Source organism: Caldimonas caldifontis (assembly GCF_002930615.1).
Classification (GTDB): domain Bacteria; phylum Pseudomonadota; class Gammaproteobacteria; order Burkholderiales; family Burkholderiaceae_C; genus Caldimonas; species Caldimonas caldifontis.
In genome coordinates this window covers 161,973-174,563 of record NZ_PSNX01000001.1, presented here as the reverse complement: position 1 = coordinate 174,563, position 12,591 = coordinate 161,973, and the positions used below count along the sequence as shown (strand labels likewise).

Annotated in this window: 13 protein-coding genes; 9 read left to right on the top strand and 4 right to left on the bottom strand. The window is 70.3% G+C overall.

The genetic code is table 11. The annotated features are described in order from the left end of the window. Positions 1-54: 54 nt before the first annotated feature. From C1704_RS00820 to C1704_RS00810, 3 genes are all read left to right on the top strand, one after another. Entirely contained in the window at positions 55-1,044 is a 990-nt protein-coding gene (locus tag C1704_RS00820) for a Bug family tripartite tricarboxylate transporter substrate binding protein (protein ID WP_104300029.1), read from the top strand. Between the two features lie 83 nt (positions 1,045-1,127). Next, positions 1,128-1,730, top strand: coding sequence for a rhomboid family intramembrane serine protease (locus tag C1704_RS00815; protein WP_104300027.1), 603 nt, complete (start codon positions 1,128-1,130; stop codon positions 1,728-1,730). Positions 1,731-1,827: 97 nt separating this feature from the next. Continuing rightward, the gene (locus C1704_RS00810; protein ID WP_104300025.1) at positions 1,828-2,877 is read left to right on the top strand and encodes a S1C family serine protease; all 1,050 of its coding nucleotides are present in this window, start codon (positions 1,828-1,830) and stop codon (positions 2,875-2,877) included. Between the two features lie 4 nt (positions 2,878-2,881). On the opposite strand, the gene C1704_RS00805 is transcribed toward C1704_RS00810, so the two are convergent. After that, positions 2,882-3,802, bottom strand: a complete 921-nt coding sequence (locus C1704_RS00805) for an SDR family oxidoreductase (RefSeq protein ID WP_104300023.1) — start codon at positions 3,800-3,802, stop codon at positions 2,882-2,884. A gap of 59 nt (positions 3,803-3,861) precedes the next feature. On the opposite strand from C1704_RS00805, the gene C1704_RS00800 reads away from it, so the two are divergent. From C1704_RS00800 to C1704_RS00790, 3 genes are read left to right on the top strand one after another with little or no spacing between them, the layout of a single operon-like run. Next, positions 3,862-4,893, top strand: a complete 1,032-nt coding sequence (locus tag C1704_RS00800) for a CDP-6-deoxy-delta-3,4-glucoseen reductase (RefSeq protein ID WP_104300021.1) — start codon at positions 3,862-3,864, stop codon at positions 4,891-4,893. A gap of 28 nt (positions 4,894-4,921) precedes the next feature. Further along, positions 4,922-5,899: a Bug family tripartite tricarboxylate transporter substrate binding protein gene (locus tag C1704_RS00795; protein ID WP_104300019.1), complete on the top strand. Its 978-nt coding sequence runs from the start codon at positions 4,922-4,924 to the stop codon at positions 5,897-5,899. A 25-nt stretch (positions 5,900-5,924) separates the two neighbouring features. Then, the gene (locus C1704_RS00790; RefSeq protein ID WP_104300017.1) at positions 5,925-6,866 is read left to right on the top strand and encodes a LysR family transcriptional regulator; all 942 of its coding nucleotides are present in this window, start codon (positions 5,925-5,927) and stop codon (positions 6,864-6,866) included. On the opposite strand, the gene C1704_RS00785 is transcribed toward C1704_RS00790, so the two are convergent. The 3 genes from C1704_RS00785 to bamE form a co-directional block, all read right to left on the bottom strand. Further along, complete coding sequence (locus C1704_RS00785) at positions 6,858-8,366, bottom strand: serine/threonine protein kinase (protein ID WP_104300015.1); 1,509 nt, start codon at positions 8,364-8,366, stop codon at positions 6,858-6,860. The two genes, C1704_RS00790 and C1704_RS00785, sit on opposite strands and share 9 nt — an antisense overlap. 80 nt (positions 8,367-8,446) lie before the next feature. Continuing rightward, positions 8,447-9,970, bottom strand: coding sequence for a CYTH and CHAD domain-containing protein (locus C1704_RS00780; RefSeq protein ID WP_170064592.1), 1,524 nt, complete (start codon positions 9,968-9,970; stop codon positions 8,447-8,449). Then, the gene (gene bamE / locus C1704_RS00775) at positions 9,967-10,467 is read right to left on the bottom strand and encodes an outer membrane protein assembly factor BamE domain-containing protein (RefSeq protein WP_104300345.1); all 501 of its coding nucleotides are present in this window, start codon (positions 10,465-10,467) and stop codon (positions 9,967-9,969) included. Before bamE ends, C1704_RS00780 begins: the two co-directional genes overlap by 4 nt. A 58-nt stretch (positions 10,468-10,525) precedes the next feature. Between bamE and C1704_RS00770 the strand changes: the two genes are divergently transcribed. The 3 genes from C1704_RS00770 to panB all read left to right on the top strand — a co-directional run bounded on the left by C1704_RS00770 (position 10,526) and on the right by panB (position 12,573). Then, positions 10,526-10,735 (top strand): DUF3460 family protein, encoded by a 210-nt coding sequence (locus C1704_RS00770; RefSeq protein WP_104300011.1) that lies wholly within the window; start codon positions 10,526-10,528, stop codon positions 10,733-10,735. A 47-nt stretch (positions 10,736-10,782) separates the two neighbouring features. Beyond that, the gene (locus C1704_RS00765; protein ID WP_104300343.1) at positions 10,783-11,637 is read left to right on the top strand and encodes a segregation and condensation protein A; all 855 of its coding nucleotides are present in this window, start codon (positions 10,783-10,785) and stop codon (positions 11,635-11,637) included. Between the two features lie 90 nt (positions 11,638-11,727). Further along, positions 11,728-12,573 carry a 3-methyl-2-oxobutanoate hydroxymethyltransferase gene (gene panB / locus C1704_RS00760; protein WP_104300009.1) on the top strand — a complete coding sequence of 282 codons (846 nt, stop codon included), beginning with the start codon at positions 11,728-11,730 and terminating at the stop codon, positions 12,571-12,573. Positions 12,574-12,591: the final 18 nt, after the last annotated feature.

Genomic DNA, 12,591 nt, shown 5'->3' with positions numbered 1-12,591 from the left:
CACAGGCCCACTCCAGACTGGCGGCACCGAAGAACCCCAACGGAGACGACCGTCATGCTGCGCCGCACCCTGCTCCGGGCCTCGATGCTGGCCCCTCTTCTCGTGCCCCCCCTTCTCCTGGCTCCCCAGATGGCGGCCGCCCAGGACTTCCCCCAGCGCAACCTGCGCCTGGTGGTCGGCTTCCCGCCCGGCACCGGCCCCGACGTGGTCGCCCGCACGCTCGGTCAGCAGCTCGGGGAACGCCTCAAGCAGACCCTGATCGTGGACAACGTGGCCGGCGCCGGCGGCCAGATCGCCGCGCAGCAGGTGGCCAAGGGCACCCCGGACGGCCACACCCTGCTGCTGGGCGAGGTGGGCTCGATCAGCATCGCGCCGGCCACCCACGCCAAGCTGCCCTACAACCCGGCGCGCGAGCTGGTGCCGGTGTCGGAAGTGGTGCGCGCCGACTTCGTACTGGTGGTGCCCGCCACCTCCGCGCACACCGACGTGAAGGCCCTCGTGGCCGCTGCGCGCGCCGACAAGGACAAGTTCAACTTCGGCACCTTCGGTGCGGGCACGCCCGGCCACTTCGGCGCCGAGATGTTCGCCACGGAGGCCGGCTTCAAGATCGAACCCGTGCACTTCCGCGCCACCGGTGACGCGATGACCGCGCTCATCAACGGCAGCGTGCAGGCAGCCTTCGTCAGCACCGCGCTGGCTGCCCCGCAGGTGAAGGGCGGCAAGCTGCGCGCCCTGGCCACCACGGCAGCGCAACGTTCGGCCCTGCTGCCCGAGGTGCCCACCTTCACCGAAGCGGGCCACCCGAACGTGAACTTCTCGGCCTGGTTTGCGGTGTTTGCACCGGCCGGCACGCCGGTGTCCGCCCTCGATGTGCTCAACCGGGAAGTGGTGGCTGCCTTGCAGTCCCCGAACGTGAAGAAGCAGCTCGAAGACACCGGCTTCACCGTGCGGGGCACCTCGCGCGCCGACACCCAGCGCATGCTGGAAGCCGAAGCGCAACGCTGGTCCGCGGTGGCCAAGGCCACGGGCTTTCGCATCGACTGAGGATGGCTGAAAGCCCGCACCTGCGGGCCTCGTGGGCGTGGCCGCTATGATCCCGGGCACTGCATTCCAACCGCCCGAGCCTCATGCCGCCACTGCCACCCGTCACCAAGGCCCTGTTGCTGATCAACGTGGCCGCCTTCTCGATCGACATGCTGCTGGGCCTGGCGCTGACGCGCTACTTCGCGCTGTGGCCCGTCACCAGCGATCTTTTCATGCCCTGGCAGGTGGTGAGCTATGCCTTCCTGCACGGTGGCATCGGCCACCTGTTCTTCAACATGCTGGGCCTGTGGATGTTCGGCAGCGAGCTGGAGCGCCTGTGGGGCCAGCGCCGCTACCTGCAATTCCTGGCCGCGAGCATCCTGGCGGCAGCCGCGTTGCAGCTCCTCGTCACCTACCTCACCGGGGCACGCTACCCCACCGTCGGTGCCTCGGGCGGCCTCTTCGGCCTGCTGCTGGCCTTCGGCATGCTGTTTCCCAACCGCATCATCGTGCCGCTCTTCCCGCCCATCCCGATGAAGGCCAAGTACTTCGTGGCCGTCTTTGGGGCGCTGGAGCTCTTCTTCGGCATGTCGGGCACGGCCTCGGGCATCGCCCACTTCGCCCACCTGGGCGGCATGCTGGGCGGCTTCCTGATGATCCAGTACTGGCGCGGCAAGCCGCCCTTCCAGGGGCGCCGCCGCTTCTGATGCGCACCAGCCCGGGGCCAAAGCCCCTGGGCTCAGCAGGGTCGCGCGAAAGCGCGATGCTGTGGCCCTCGACACCGCCTCGGCGTGGAGGTCTGCCATGCGTGCCCTGCCCCGTCCCAGCCTTTGGGGGCTGACACTTGCTGCTGCAACCCTGCTGGCACTGGCCACGGCAACCCGTGCTCAGACGCCCCCCAACGCAGAAGCTGCCAGCGTGGCCGGAAGCCCCGCACAGATTGCGGCACTGGAGCGGGCGCGTGATGCCGTGGTCGGCCTGCGCATCCGCGTGGCGCGCGACGCACGCTCGGCCGCAAGCCTGGGCACGGTACGTGAAGGCTCGGGCGTGGTCATCGGCAATGACGACCTCGTGCTGACCATCGGCTACCTGGTGCTGGAAGCCGAACGCGTGGATGTGCGCACTGGTGCCGGGCGCACACTGCCGGCCCGTGTCCTGGCCTATGACCTCGCCACCGGCTTCGGCCTGGTGCAGCCGCTGGTCCCCCTGGGCGTGACGGCCGCGCCGCTGGGACGATCGACCGGCACGCCTGCGGATGAGCCCTACATGATCGTCAGCGGCGGCGATGACGGCGGCATCAGCCTGGCACAACTCGTCTCGCAACGCGCCTTCTCCGGCTATTGGGAATATCACATCGAAGGCGCCCTCTTCACCTCGCCACCACGCACCGACCACAGCGGCGCCGCCCTGTTCAATGCCCGCGGCGAGCTGGTCGGCATCGGTTCTCTCCTCCTGTCCGACACCGGTGCCGGCACCCGCCGGCCGGGCAACATGTTCGTGCCGGTGGACCTGCTCAAGCCCGTGATGGCCGAGCTGCGCGAACGCGGTGCCTCGCGCCAGAGCACACGGGCCTGGCTGGGCCTGAACTGCGTGGAAGCCGGCGGCGCGGTGCAGGTGATGCGCGTCACCGAGGAGAGCCCCGCCGAGGAAGCCGGCCTGGCACCCGGCGACCGCATCCTCAGCATCGACGGCACCGCGGTGCAGAACCTCGAAGGCCTCTACAAGCGCCTGTGGGAAGGCGGCCCGCCCGAGCGCGAAGTGACCCTGGAGGTGGCCCGTGGCCCCGTGGTGCGCACGGTCAAGGTCCAGTCCATGGACCGCATGAAGCACCTGCGCGGGGCACAGGGGATCTGACCTCTCACGACGACGCCAGCAGCCCCTCACGCACCGTGGGGTAGCGCAGCCGCAGCCGCAGCTCGCGCACCAGCCGGTCGTTCTTCAGCCGGCGCGATTCGCTCATGAAGGACAGCAGCAGGGGCGACAACTGCTCGCGCGCCTGCGCCCGGCTGATGCGCGGCGGGCGCGGCAGGCCGCACAGGTCGGCCGCCAGGTCGAAGTACTCGCCCATCTTCAGCTCGGTGTCGTCGCTGGCATGCACCACGCGCTGGGGCTTGCCGCGCAGCAGGGCGGCCACACAGGCACGAGCGAGGTCGTCGGCATGGATGTGGTTGGTGTAGACGTCGTCCTCGTCGCGCAGCACCGGCGTGCCGCGCGCCAGGCGTTCGCGCGGGTGTCCGCCAGGGCGGTCGCCCGCATAGATGCCGGGAATGCGCAGGACGGTCACACGCACGCCGAAGGCACGGCCGAACCAGCGCACGCGCGCTTCGGCGTCCACACGCCGCCGCGCGCGGTCGGACCGCGGTGCGACCGGGCGGGTCTCGTCGAAGCGCGCGCCGCCGGCATCGCCATAGACCCCAGTGGTGCTGCCATACACCAGGCAACGGATCGCCGGCTTGCGTGACAGCGCGTGCAGCAGAGCTGCGGTGCGCAGATCGGTGTCGCCCTGGCCCGGCGGCGGTGCCAGATGCAGCACCGCATCGGCCAGACCCGCCAGGCGCGCCAGCGTGGCCGGCTCGTCGAGGTTGCCCACGAGCGGCACGATGCCGGCGGCACGCAACTCCGCCACGCGCGCAGGCTGCGAGGTGAGCGCCAGCACCCGCCAGCGCGGCACCAGCAGGCGGGCCACGCGCAGGCCCACATCACCGCAACCCACGATGAGCAATCGGGGACGGCGTGGCAGGCGGGTGGGAGCAGGGGCAGGCTGGTACACGGCGGGCAGCAGGAGGGTTTTGCTCCAGCGGGCAAAATACGAGGTTTCGCAGTTTAAGAGGCCCCGCCATGACCTTCACCGTGACCGTGCAGCCCAGCGGCCACACCTTCACCGTCGAGCGCGACGAAGCCGTGCTGCCCGCGGCCATCCGCCAGGGCGTCGGCCTGCCCTACGGCTGCAAGGACGGGGCCTGCGGCTCGTGCAAGAGCCGCCTGCTCGACGGCCGCGTCATCCATGGGGCCCACCAGCTCAAGGCCCTGAGCCCGGCCGAGGAAGAAGCCGGCTTCGTGCTCACTTGCTGTGCAACGCCACAGACCGACCTCGTGATCGAATCGCGCGAGGTGGTGGGCGCCGGCCAGTTCCCGATCAAGAAGATGCCCTGCCGCGTGAGCAGCATCGACAAGCCCGCGCCCGACGTGGCCGTGCTCAAGCTGCAGCTGCCCGCCAACGACCGCCTGCAGTACCACGCGGGCCAGTACGTCGAGTTCATCCTGCGCGACGGTTCGCGCCGCAGCTACTCGATGGCCAATGCGCCGCACACGCAGGAGGCCCAGCCCGGCATCGAACTGCACATCCGCCACATGCCCGGCGGCAAGTTCACCGACCACGTCTTCGGCGCGATGAAGGAGAAGGAAATCCTGCGCATGGAAGGTCCCTTCGGCAGCTTCTTCCTGCGCGACGGCACCGACAAGCCCATGGTGCTGCTGGCCTCGGGCACCGGCTTTGCGCCCATCAAGGCCCTGATCGAGCACCTGGAGTACAAGGGCATCACCCGCCCCGCGGTGCTCTACTGGGGCTGCCGCAGCCGCGCCGACCTCTACCTGCACGACTGGGCCCAGGCGGCCGCCGACCGGCTGCCGTGGCTCACCTATGTGCCCGTGCTGTCCGAGCCCAAGGCCGAGGACGCCTGGAGCGGCCGCACCGGCTTCGTGCACCAGGCCGTGATGGCCGACCTGCCCGATCTGTCCGGTCACGAGGTCTATGCGTGCGGCGCGCCGGTCATGGTGGAATCGGCCCAGCGCGACTTCGTCGAACGCTGCGGCCTGCCGGCCGAGGCCTTCTACGCGGACTCGTTCACCTCCGAGGCCGACAAGCACTGACCCCCCGCACGAGCACAAGGAGACGCCCATGAAACGCCGCGACTGGCTGCTGGCCCACACCGCCCTGGCCACCTCCCTCGCCCTGCCCGGCCTGGCCAGCGCGCAGGCCCGCACGGTGCGCCTGGTGGTGCCCTACCCGGCCGGTGGCCCGCTCGACACCATTGCGCGGCTGCTGGCCGAGAAGGCCAAGGACAGTCTGGGCACCGTCATCGTCGAGAACCGTGCCGGCGCGGGCGGCAACCTCGGCGCCGACCATGTGGCCAAGGCCGCGCCGGATGGCAACACCATCGTGATGGGTGCGGTGGCCACGCACGCCATCAACCCCTGGCTGTACGCACGCATCCCCTACGACCCCATCCGCGACTTCGCGCCCATCACGCTGGTGGCGCGCGTACCCAACGTGCTGGTGATGAACGTCGAGACCACCCAGCGCCTGAAGATCAGCTCGGTCGCCGACCTGATCGCCTATGCGCGCGCCAACCCGGGCCGCCTGAACTACGGCTCGGGCGGCAATGGCAGCGCCGGGCACCTGGCCGGCGAGATGTTCAAGGGCCAGGCCAAGGTGAGCATGGTGCACATCCCCTATGCGGGCGCGGCGCCGGCCCAGCTCGGCCTGCTGGCCGGCCAGGTGGACCTGAACTTCGACAACCTCGCCGCGGCCTCCGGCAACATCCGCACCGGCCGACTGAAGGCGCTGGCCGTCACCACGGCCCAGCGTTCGAGCGTGATGCCCGAGCTGCCCACCATCGCCGAATCGGGCCTGCCCGGCTTTGCGATCGACACGTGGTTCGGCCTCTTCGCGCCGGGCGGCACCCCGGCCGATGTGGTGCAGCGTCTCAACGACGTGTTCGTGAAGGCGCTGCAGGAGCCCGACGTGAAGGCGCGCTTCGCGCAGCTGATGGCCGAGCCCTCGCCCACCACGCCGGCCCAGTTCGGCGACTTCGTGAAGGCCGAGCTCGCAAAGTACGAGAAGGTGGTGAAGGCCAGCGGCGCCTCGCTCAACTGAGGCCGGCCCGTGGCAGGCTGACGGCATGGACCTGCGCGACCTCGACCTCAACCTGCTGCGCATCTTCGATGCCGTTCACCAGCAGCGCAGTGTGAGCCGTGCGGCCGAGGTGCTGGGCCTGTCACAGCCGGCCGTGAGCCACGGTCTCACGCGCTTGCGCCTGCTGCTGGGTGACGCCCTGTTCGTGCGCATGGCCGGCGGCGTGGCCCCCACGGCCAAGGCCGATGCCCTGGCCGATGCCGTCGCACAGGCGCTGCACCTCATCGAAGAGGCCCTGCACGCCACCGGGGGCTTCGATCCGGCACGGGCGCGCAAGACCTTCCGCATCCACATGAGCGACATCGGCGAGGGCGTCTTCCTGCCGGCGCTCATGCATGCCGTGCGGCGGGTTGCGCCGGGCGTGCGCATCGAGACCCATCAGCTCGAACATGGTCAGATCCAGGACGCGCTGGACACCGGCAAGATCGACCTGGCCTTCGGCTACCTGCCGGGGGTGGATGCCACCGAACGCTGCGCGCTGCTCCACGAGAAGTACGTGGTGCTGGCCCGGGCCGATCATCCGTTGCTGCGCGAGCCCCCCACGCGCGACTGGCTCGCGCGGCTGGACTACATCGTCGTGCGCCAGCACACCGAAACTGCACGCGTGCTGCACACCCTGGCGTTGCAGGACAACATCCGCCTGAGCATTCCGCACTTCATGGTGATCCCGTCCATCGTGCGCGAGACGGACCTGGCCGTGATCCTGCCGCGCCGCACGGCGCTCACCTTCGCGCGCGACGGCACGCTGGGCGTGGTCGAACCCGAGATGGGTCTGCCGGTCTTCACCGTGGCCCTGCACTGGAGCCACCGCTTCCACAATGACCCGGGCAACCGCTGGCTGCGCGAGACGGTGATCGACCTGTTCGGCGAACTCGACGGCCGCACGCCCCGGGCGCCAACCTTCGTCGAGGCCTGCGGGTCAGCGTGACGCCGCCGCAGCGGGGCCGGGCACCCGCGCGGCAGGCGCCGAGGCAGCCGACTCGGACGGCGCAGCGGTGGCTGGCTGCGCGCCGGTCTGCGCCTGCCCGGCGTCGTCGGCCGGCGACTCGCGCGACAGCGTGGGCGGCGGCAGCGTGACCGACGGCGCGGGAGGCTCCATGAACCACACGCTCGCGAACAAGGCCAGGAGACCTGCACCCACCACAGGCTGCTGCCAACGGGCCCACCACCCTCGCCACCCGGGCTCGGGCTGCGCCTGGCGAGCGGCACGCAGACGCTCCAGGGCCGCATCCATCGACGCTGGCGTCGCGGCGGCTTCATCCAGCGGCACCGGCCCGCTGCGATGCGCCAGAGGATCCAGCGGCATCGGCTTGGACGTCCTGGGCTGCGGCGAACGCTCGGGAGCGGACTGGGACGCTGCCGGGGCATCGAGGGCCTGCTGCGCCATGGCCGTCAGCGTCTCAGCCCGTTCGACGGGCCGCGCCGGTGACGCCGCCGGTACCGGTGCAGCATCGAACCACAGCCACCGCTCCGGCAACAAGGGCCCCAGGCGCTCGCGGAACTCGGCCACGCTGCGAGGCCGTTCGCGTGGCAGCGGCAGCAAGGCCGCATCCAGGGCCTCCAGCAGGGCCGAGGCGTAGGGCCGCTGCGGCCAGGCGCCATAGAGGCGGCGCATCAACTCCCCCATGGGCTCCAGGCGCCGGCCGGAGGCCACCTGGGCCGCCGACGGCGGGGCGGCACCGGTCATCCACCAACGCAGCACGGCCGCCAGCGCATAGAGATCACTCCAGGGCCCCGGTGCGTGATCGCCAATCGACACGCTCAGCTCGGGCGGCGCGAACGAAGGCTCGAGCCGGGCCATCAGTGATTCGACCAGGTCGCTGGCCGTGGCCCGGCTCGCCCGACCCGGTCCCAGCAGCATGGGCATGCCCCCTGGGCGCAGGAGGATGTTGGACGGACGCACGCCCCCGTGCGCGGTCCCGGCCACCGCGTGGAAGTTGGCCAGAGCCCCCAGCAGGGCATCGAGCATCTGCAGCACCTGGGATTCCGTAGGTAGCCATTCCGGCGACTCGCGCGCTTCGGACAGTCGCTTGCCCGGGAGGTAGGGCATGGCGCAACACGCCGTCCCGTGGGCCTCCCACAGCCTGAGCACACGCACCAACGCGGGATGGTCCATGCGCGCCAGCAGGCGGGCCTCCCCGACAAAGGCTCGCAGCCCCGCATCCCAGGCATCCGTCGGGCGCCCCGCAGCGGGACGCACCTGCCCGGCGGCATCACGCCAGGCGAGTTGCAGCGGCATGTACTCCTTCACCGCGACCTGCACCTCCAGCGCATGGTCGGTGGCGAGATACACCACGCTGGTGGCCGTCTCGCACAGCACGCGCTCGATCTCGAACTCGGCCCAGCGCATACCGGCCGCCAGCGCACGGGTGCTGGCACGCGGGGGCTCGCCGGTGGACGGGCTGTCGGACAGGGGGTGGTCTGGCATGCAGGGGCGACAAGATCGGGATCAGGGCGGGAGCCTAACAGGCCGCAGCCGCGGGGCACCCCACCAGTCCAGGTGGTCGCTCATGCACGCCCCGCCTTCTTCCAGAAACGCGGCGCCTGGGCCAGGGCCTGAAGTGCGCCCTGGCAGGCCGGCAGGGCCATGTCGCGACGGCCCCTGAGCCAGCCTTGCGCAAACCAGGCCGACGGCCCCTCGTACCCCTGCAGCAGGGCCTGGGCCACGGCCAGATCGTTGAATTCGCCAAAGCGCTCCTGCGCCGCAGCCAGGGCGCGCAGATACGCCTTCACGCGTCGCCGCTCGAACAGCCCGCCGGCAAAATCGACCGCATAGCGCAGCCGCTTGATGCGCTTGCGCAGATCGTGGCGCTGCGGATCTTCCATGGCGAGAAAGTCCTCGGCATGTCGCGCCACCGCGCGATGCCAGGCCTTGATCCGCTTTCGGGCGCGGGCAGCGAAGGCGGGGTCCTGGCACCCGGGCTCCAGGGCCTCGATCTGCCAGCGCAGCAGCCGCAGCAGCAAGGTCTGGGCCACAGGCCCTCGCAGCATCGCCGCCGGATCGACCTCGTCGCGCCCCTCCCCGGTCTTCCACGCCACGGGCGGCAGGCCGTGGGCCTGCCAGACCGGGTCCAGCAGGGCCGCCACGACATCTCTGTCCCGGGCCTGGCCCAGGTGGGCAAAGACCTCCCGGATCCCCACCTCGGCCTCGGTGGCATCAGGCACCCCCGGCCACCCCCGGAAGAAGCGCAGGGCCGTACGCAGGCGGCGCAGGGCCACACGCGCCTGATGCACCTGCTCCACGCGGTGAACGTCTGCCTCCGGGGCCTGCACCCCCGCCTCGCACAGCTCGCAGACATTGGGCAGCAGGTGAGCCATGGCGGCCGCCAGCACCTGCCGCCATGCCGCCCCCGTGCCCACGCCTGCCGGCAGCTCGATGGCCGAGGCCCGCGTGGCGGGCACGCTGGTCACGCCCTGTGCCAGGCGATCGCCCCGCTCGGCCTTGGACCGCACGTCCAGCCACAGGCCGAAGCGATTCATCCAGCGCTCGGCCACCGCCAGCACCGCCTGCGCTTGGCCCTCGACCAGTTCCACTTCGAACTCGCACACAGGCAGGCGCCGATCGCCACTGAGGATCTCCCCCACATCGAGTGCCATCTCCACCGTGCCCAGCCGATGCCTGAGGCGACGCAGGCGGCGCCACACATCGGTGCGGTAAGTCTCGACCAGGCCCCCACCGGCTTGCACCAGGGCCAGCAGCCGGTCCCCCGGCGCCGTCCCGGCGTGGCGCACCGGATCGACCTGCGGCCGGCCCGCGCCCAGCGCGACGTTGTGCTCGAAGCGCGTCAGCGCATCAGCGCCCCCGGCCTTGAGCGTCTGCACCCAGCGCCGCCCTTCCTTGCGCAGCCTCAGCGCCATGCCCGCCCGCGCGAGATCGCGTCCCGGCGTATCGAAATACGCCGCCTGCAGGTGGATGCGCTGGGTGGTGGCGCGCTGCTGCAAGGCCGTCTCCAGGGCCGCACGCCGCTGCGGTGGCACCTGGTACTTGATCTCGAATTCCTGCATGGGGGTCCCAGGAAGGTCGGTGCTCATTTCCCGCCCGGCATCGCCTCGCGCGGGTCGAGCTGCGACGCCGTGTGCAGCAGGCGGCCTTCGGGGTCGAAGCTGGCATGGAAGACCCGGCTCTCCGGTCCGTTCAGGTAGCGCCATTCCCACAATTCCTCGTTCTTGAGCACGTAGAACTGGGTCGTGGCGGGCCGTCCGAGCAGGCGGCGCACCTGGGCCTTGTCCAGGCCGGGCGTGAGCTGGGCAAACACCTCCTCGCGCAGCACCTGGTCGATCCGACGCAGCCGCCCGTCCGGGCCCAGGGTGATCATGTAGTTGACCTGGCCCTCGGGCTGGCGCGGGTACTCCAGCGTCTTGCTGCCATCGGGCTCCGGGTGCACCGCCGCCGGCTCGCCGAACTGGGCACGCACGTCGGCCTCGGTGGACACACCCACTTCCAGCTGGGCGATGCGCTGCGAATCGCAGCCCACCAGCAGCCCCAGCGCCGCCATGGCGCCCGTCACCGCCGCCCACCATCGAGCCATCTCGCCACCCCGGTAAAATGCCAAGCCTGACTTTAGCGGCTCGTGCCGCCTGTGAACCATGCCGCTCTTCTGGAAGCCCTACAAGTCCGACGTCACGAACTTCATCGAGGAACTCAAGGCGAGGAAGCCCAGCCTCGAGGACGAGCAGCGCCGCGGCCGCGCCCTGCTGTGGGACCGCGACATCGATCGCCAGGCACAGAGCGACTACCAGAAGGCCCGGGTGCCCCAACAGCCCTACGTGTATCAGACCAAGGGACTGGGCGAGTGAGCCCACGCTCACCATCTCTCTGAACGGCCCCGGTGAGCGACCAGGTTTTGGCCCCCGAGGCCGATCCACAGCACCCGACGCTGGCGCCGGGCGACGACGGCCTGCCCGAGGTCGTCGACAGCGTGGCCGCGGTGGCCAAGCTCTATGGTGCCCCGCTCTTCCAGCTGCCTCAGGACCTCTACATCCCGCCCGATGCGCTGGAGGTCTTCCTCGAGGCCTTCGAAGGCCCGCTGGACCTGCTGCTCTACCTGATCCGCAAGCAGAACTTCAACATCCTCGACATCCCGCTGGCCGACGTCACACGCCAGTACCTCAGCTACGTCGAGCAGATCCGCAACCGCAACCTCGAGCTGGCCTCCGAATACCTGCTGATGGCGGCCATGCTGATCGAGATCAAGTCGCGCATGCTGCTGCCGCCGAAGAAGACCGAGGAAGGCCAGGAACCCGAGGATCCGCGCGCCGAACTGGTGCGCCGCCTGCTCGAGTACGAGCAGATCAAGCTGGCGGCAGCCAAGCTCGACCAGTTGCCCGTGCTAGGCCGCGACTTCCTGCGCGCCCAGGTCTACATCGAGCAGTCGCTGCAGCCCCGCTTCCCCGACGTCAGCGTCAACGAATTGCGCGAGGCCTGGCTCGACATCCTCAAGCGCGCCAGGCTCGTGCAGCACCACAAGATCAGCCGCGAGCAGCTGTCGGTGCGCGAGCACATGAGCATCGTGCTGCGCACCCTCCAGGGCCGCCGGTTCATGGAATTTCATGAACTGTTCGAGCCCAGCCGTGGCCCCCAGGTGCTGGTGGTGACTTTCATCGCCATGCTGGAACTGGCCCGGGAACGCCTGCTCGAAATCACCCAGGCCGAGGCCTTTGCGCCCATCTACGTCCGGCTCGCCTATCAGCCAGCCTGATGCCATAGCGACACCATTTGGTGCGCTGCAGCGAAGATCGCACACGCCTCGCTAGAATCCGCGCACTTTCTCACGGAGCCGGTGTCCGCGATGAGCAGCCATGCGTCCCCTGCCGACGATTCTTCCACCCGCGCGCGCAAGCCGCTGAGCCTGTTCCGCCTGCGCGAGATGCAGGCCTCGGGCGAGAAGATCGCCATGCTCACCTGCTATGACGCGAGCTTTGCGCGCGTGCTCGATGAGGCCGGTGTGGACTGCCTGCTGGTGGGAGATTCCCTGGGCATGGTGCTGCAGGGCCAGGCCAGCACCGTGCCGGTCACGCTGGACGAGGTGGCCTATCACACCCGTTGTGTGGCCCGTGGCAACCGCACAGCCTGGCTGATCGCCGACCTGCCCTTCGGCAGCTACCAGGCCAACCGCGAGCAGGCCCTGGCGTCCAGCGTGGCGCTCATGCAGGCCGGTGCCCAGATGGTCAAGCTCGAAGGCGGCGGCTGGACGGCCGAGACGGTACGCTTCCTCACCGAGCGGGGCATCCCCGTGTGTGCCCACCTGGGGCTCACGCCGCAAAGCGTGTTCGCCCTGGGCGGCTACCGCGTGCAGGGTCGCAGCGATGAAGGGGCCGCCAAGCTGCGGGCCCAGGCCCGGGAACTGGCCGATGCCGGCGCCGCGATGCTGGTGCTCGAACTGGTGCCCGCCCCCCTCGCCGCAAGGGTGAGTACCGAGAACCCCCAGCTCCTCACCATCGGCATCGGCGCGGGCACGGCCTGCGCCGGCCAGGTGCTGGTGCTGCACGACATGCTGGGCATCACGCGCGGCAAGCTGCCGCGCTTCGTGCGCAACTTCATGGCCGAGGCCCATGACGTGGAGGCCGCCGTGCGGCTGTACGTGTCCGAGGTCAAGGCCGGCCGCTTCCCCCACCCCGAACATCACAGCTACTGAGCCCCACCGAAGGGCCCA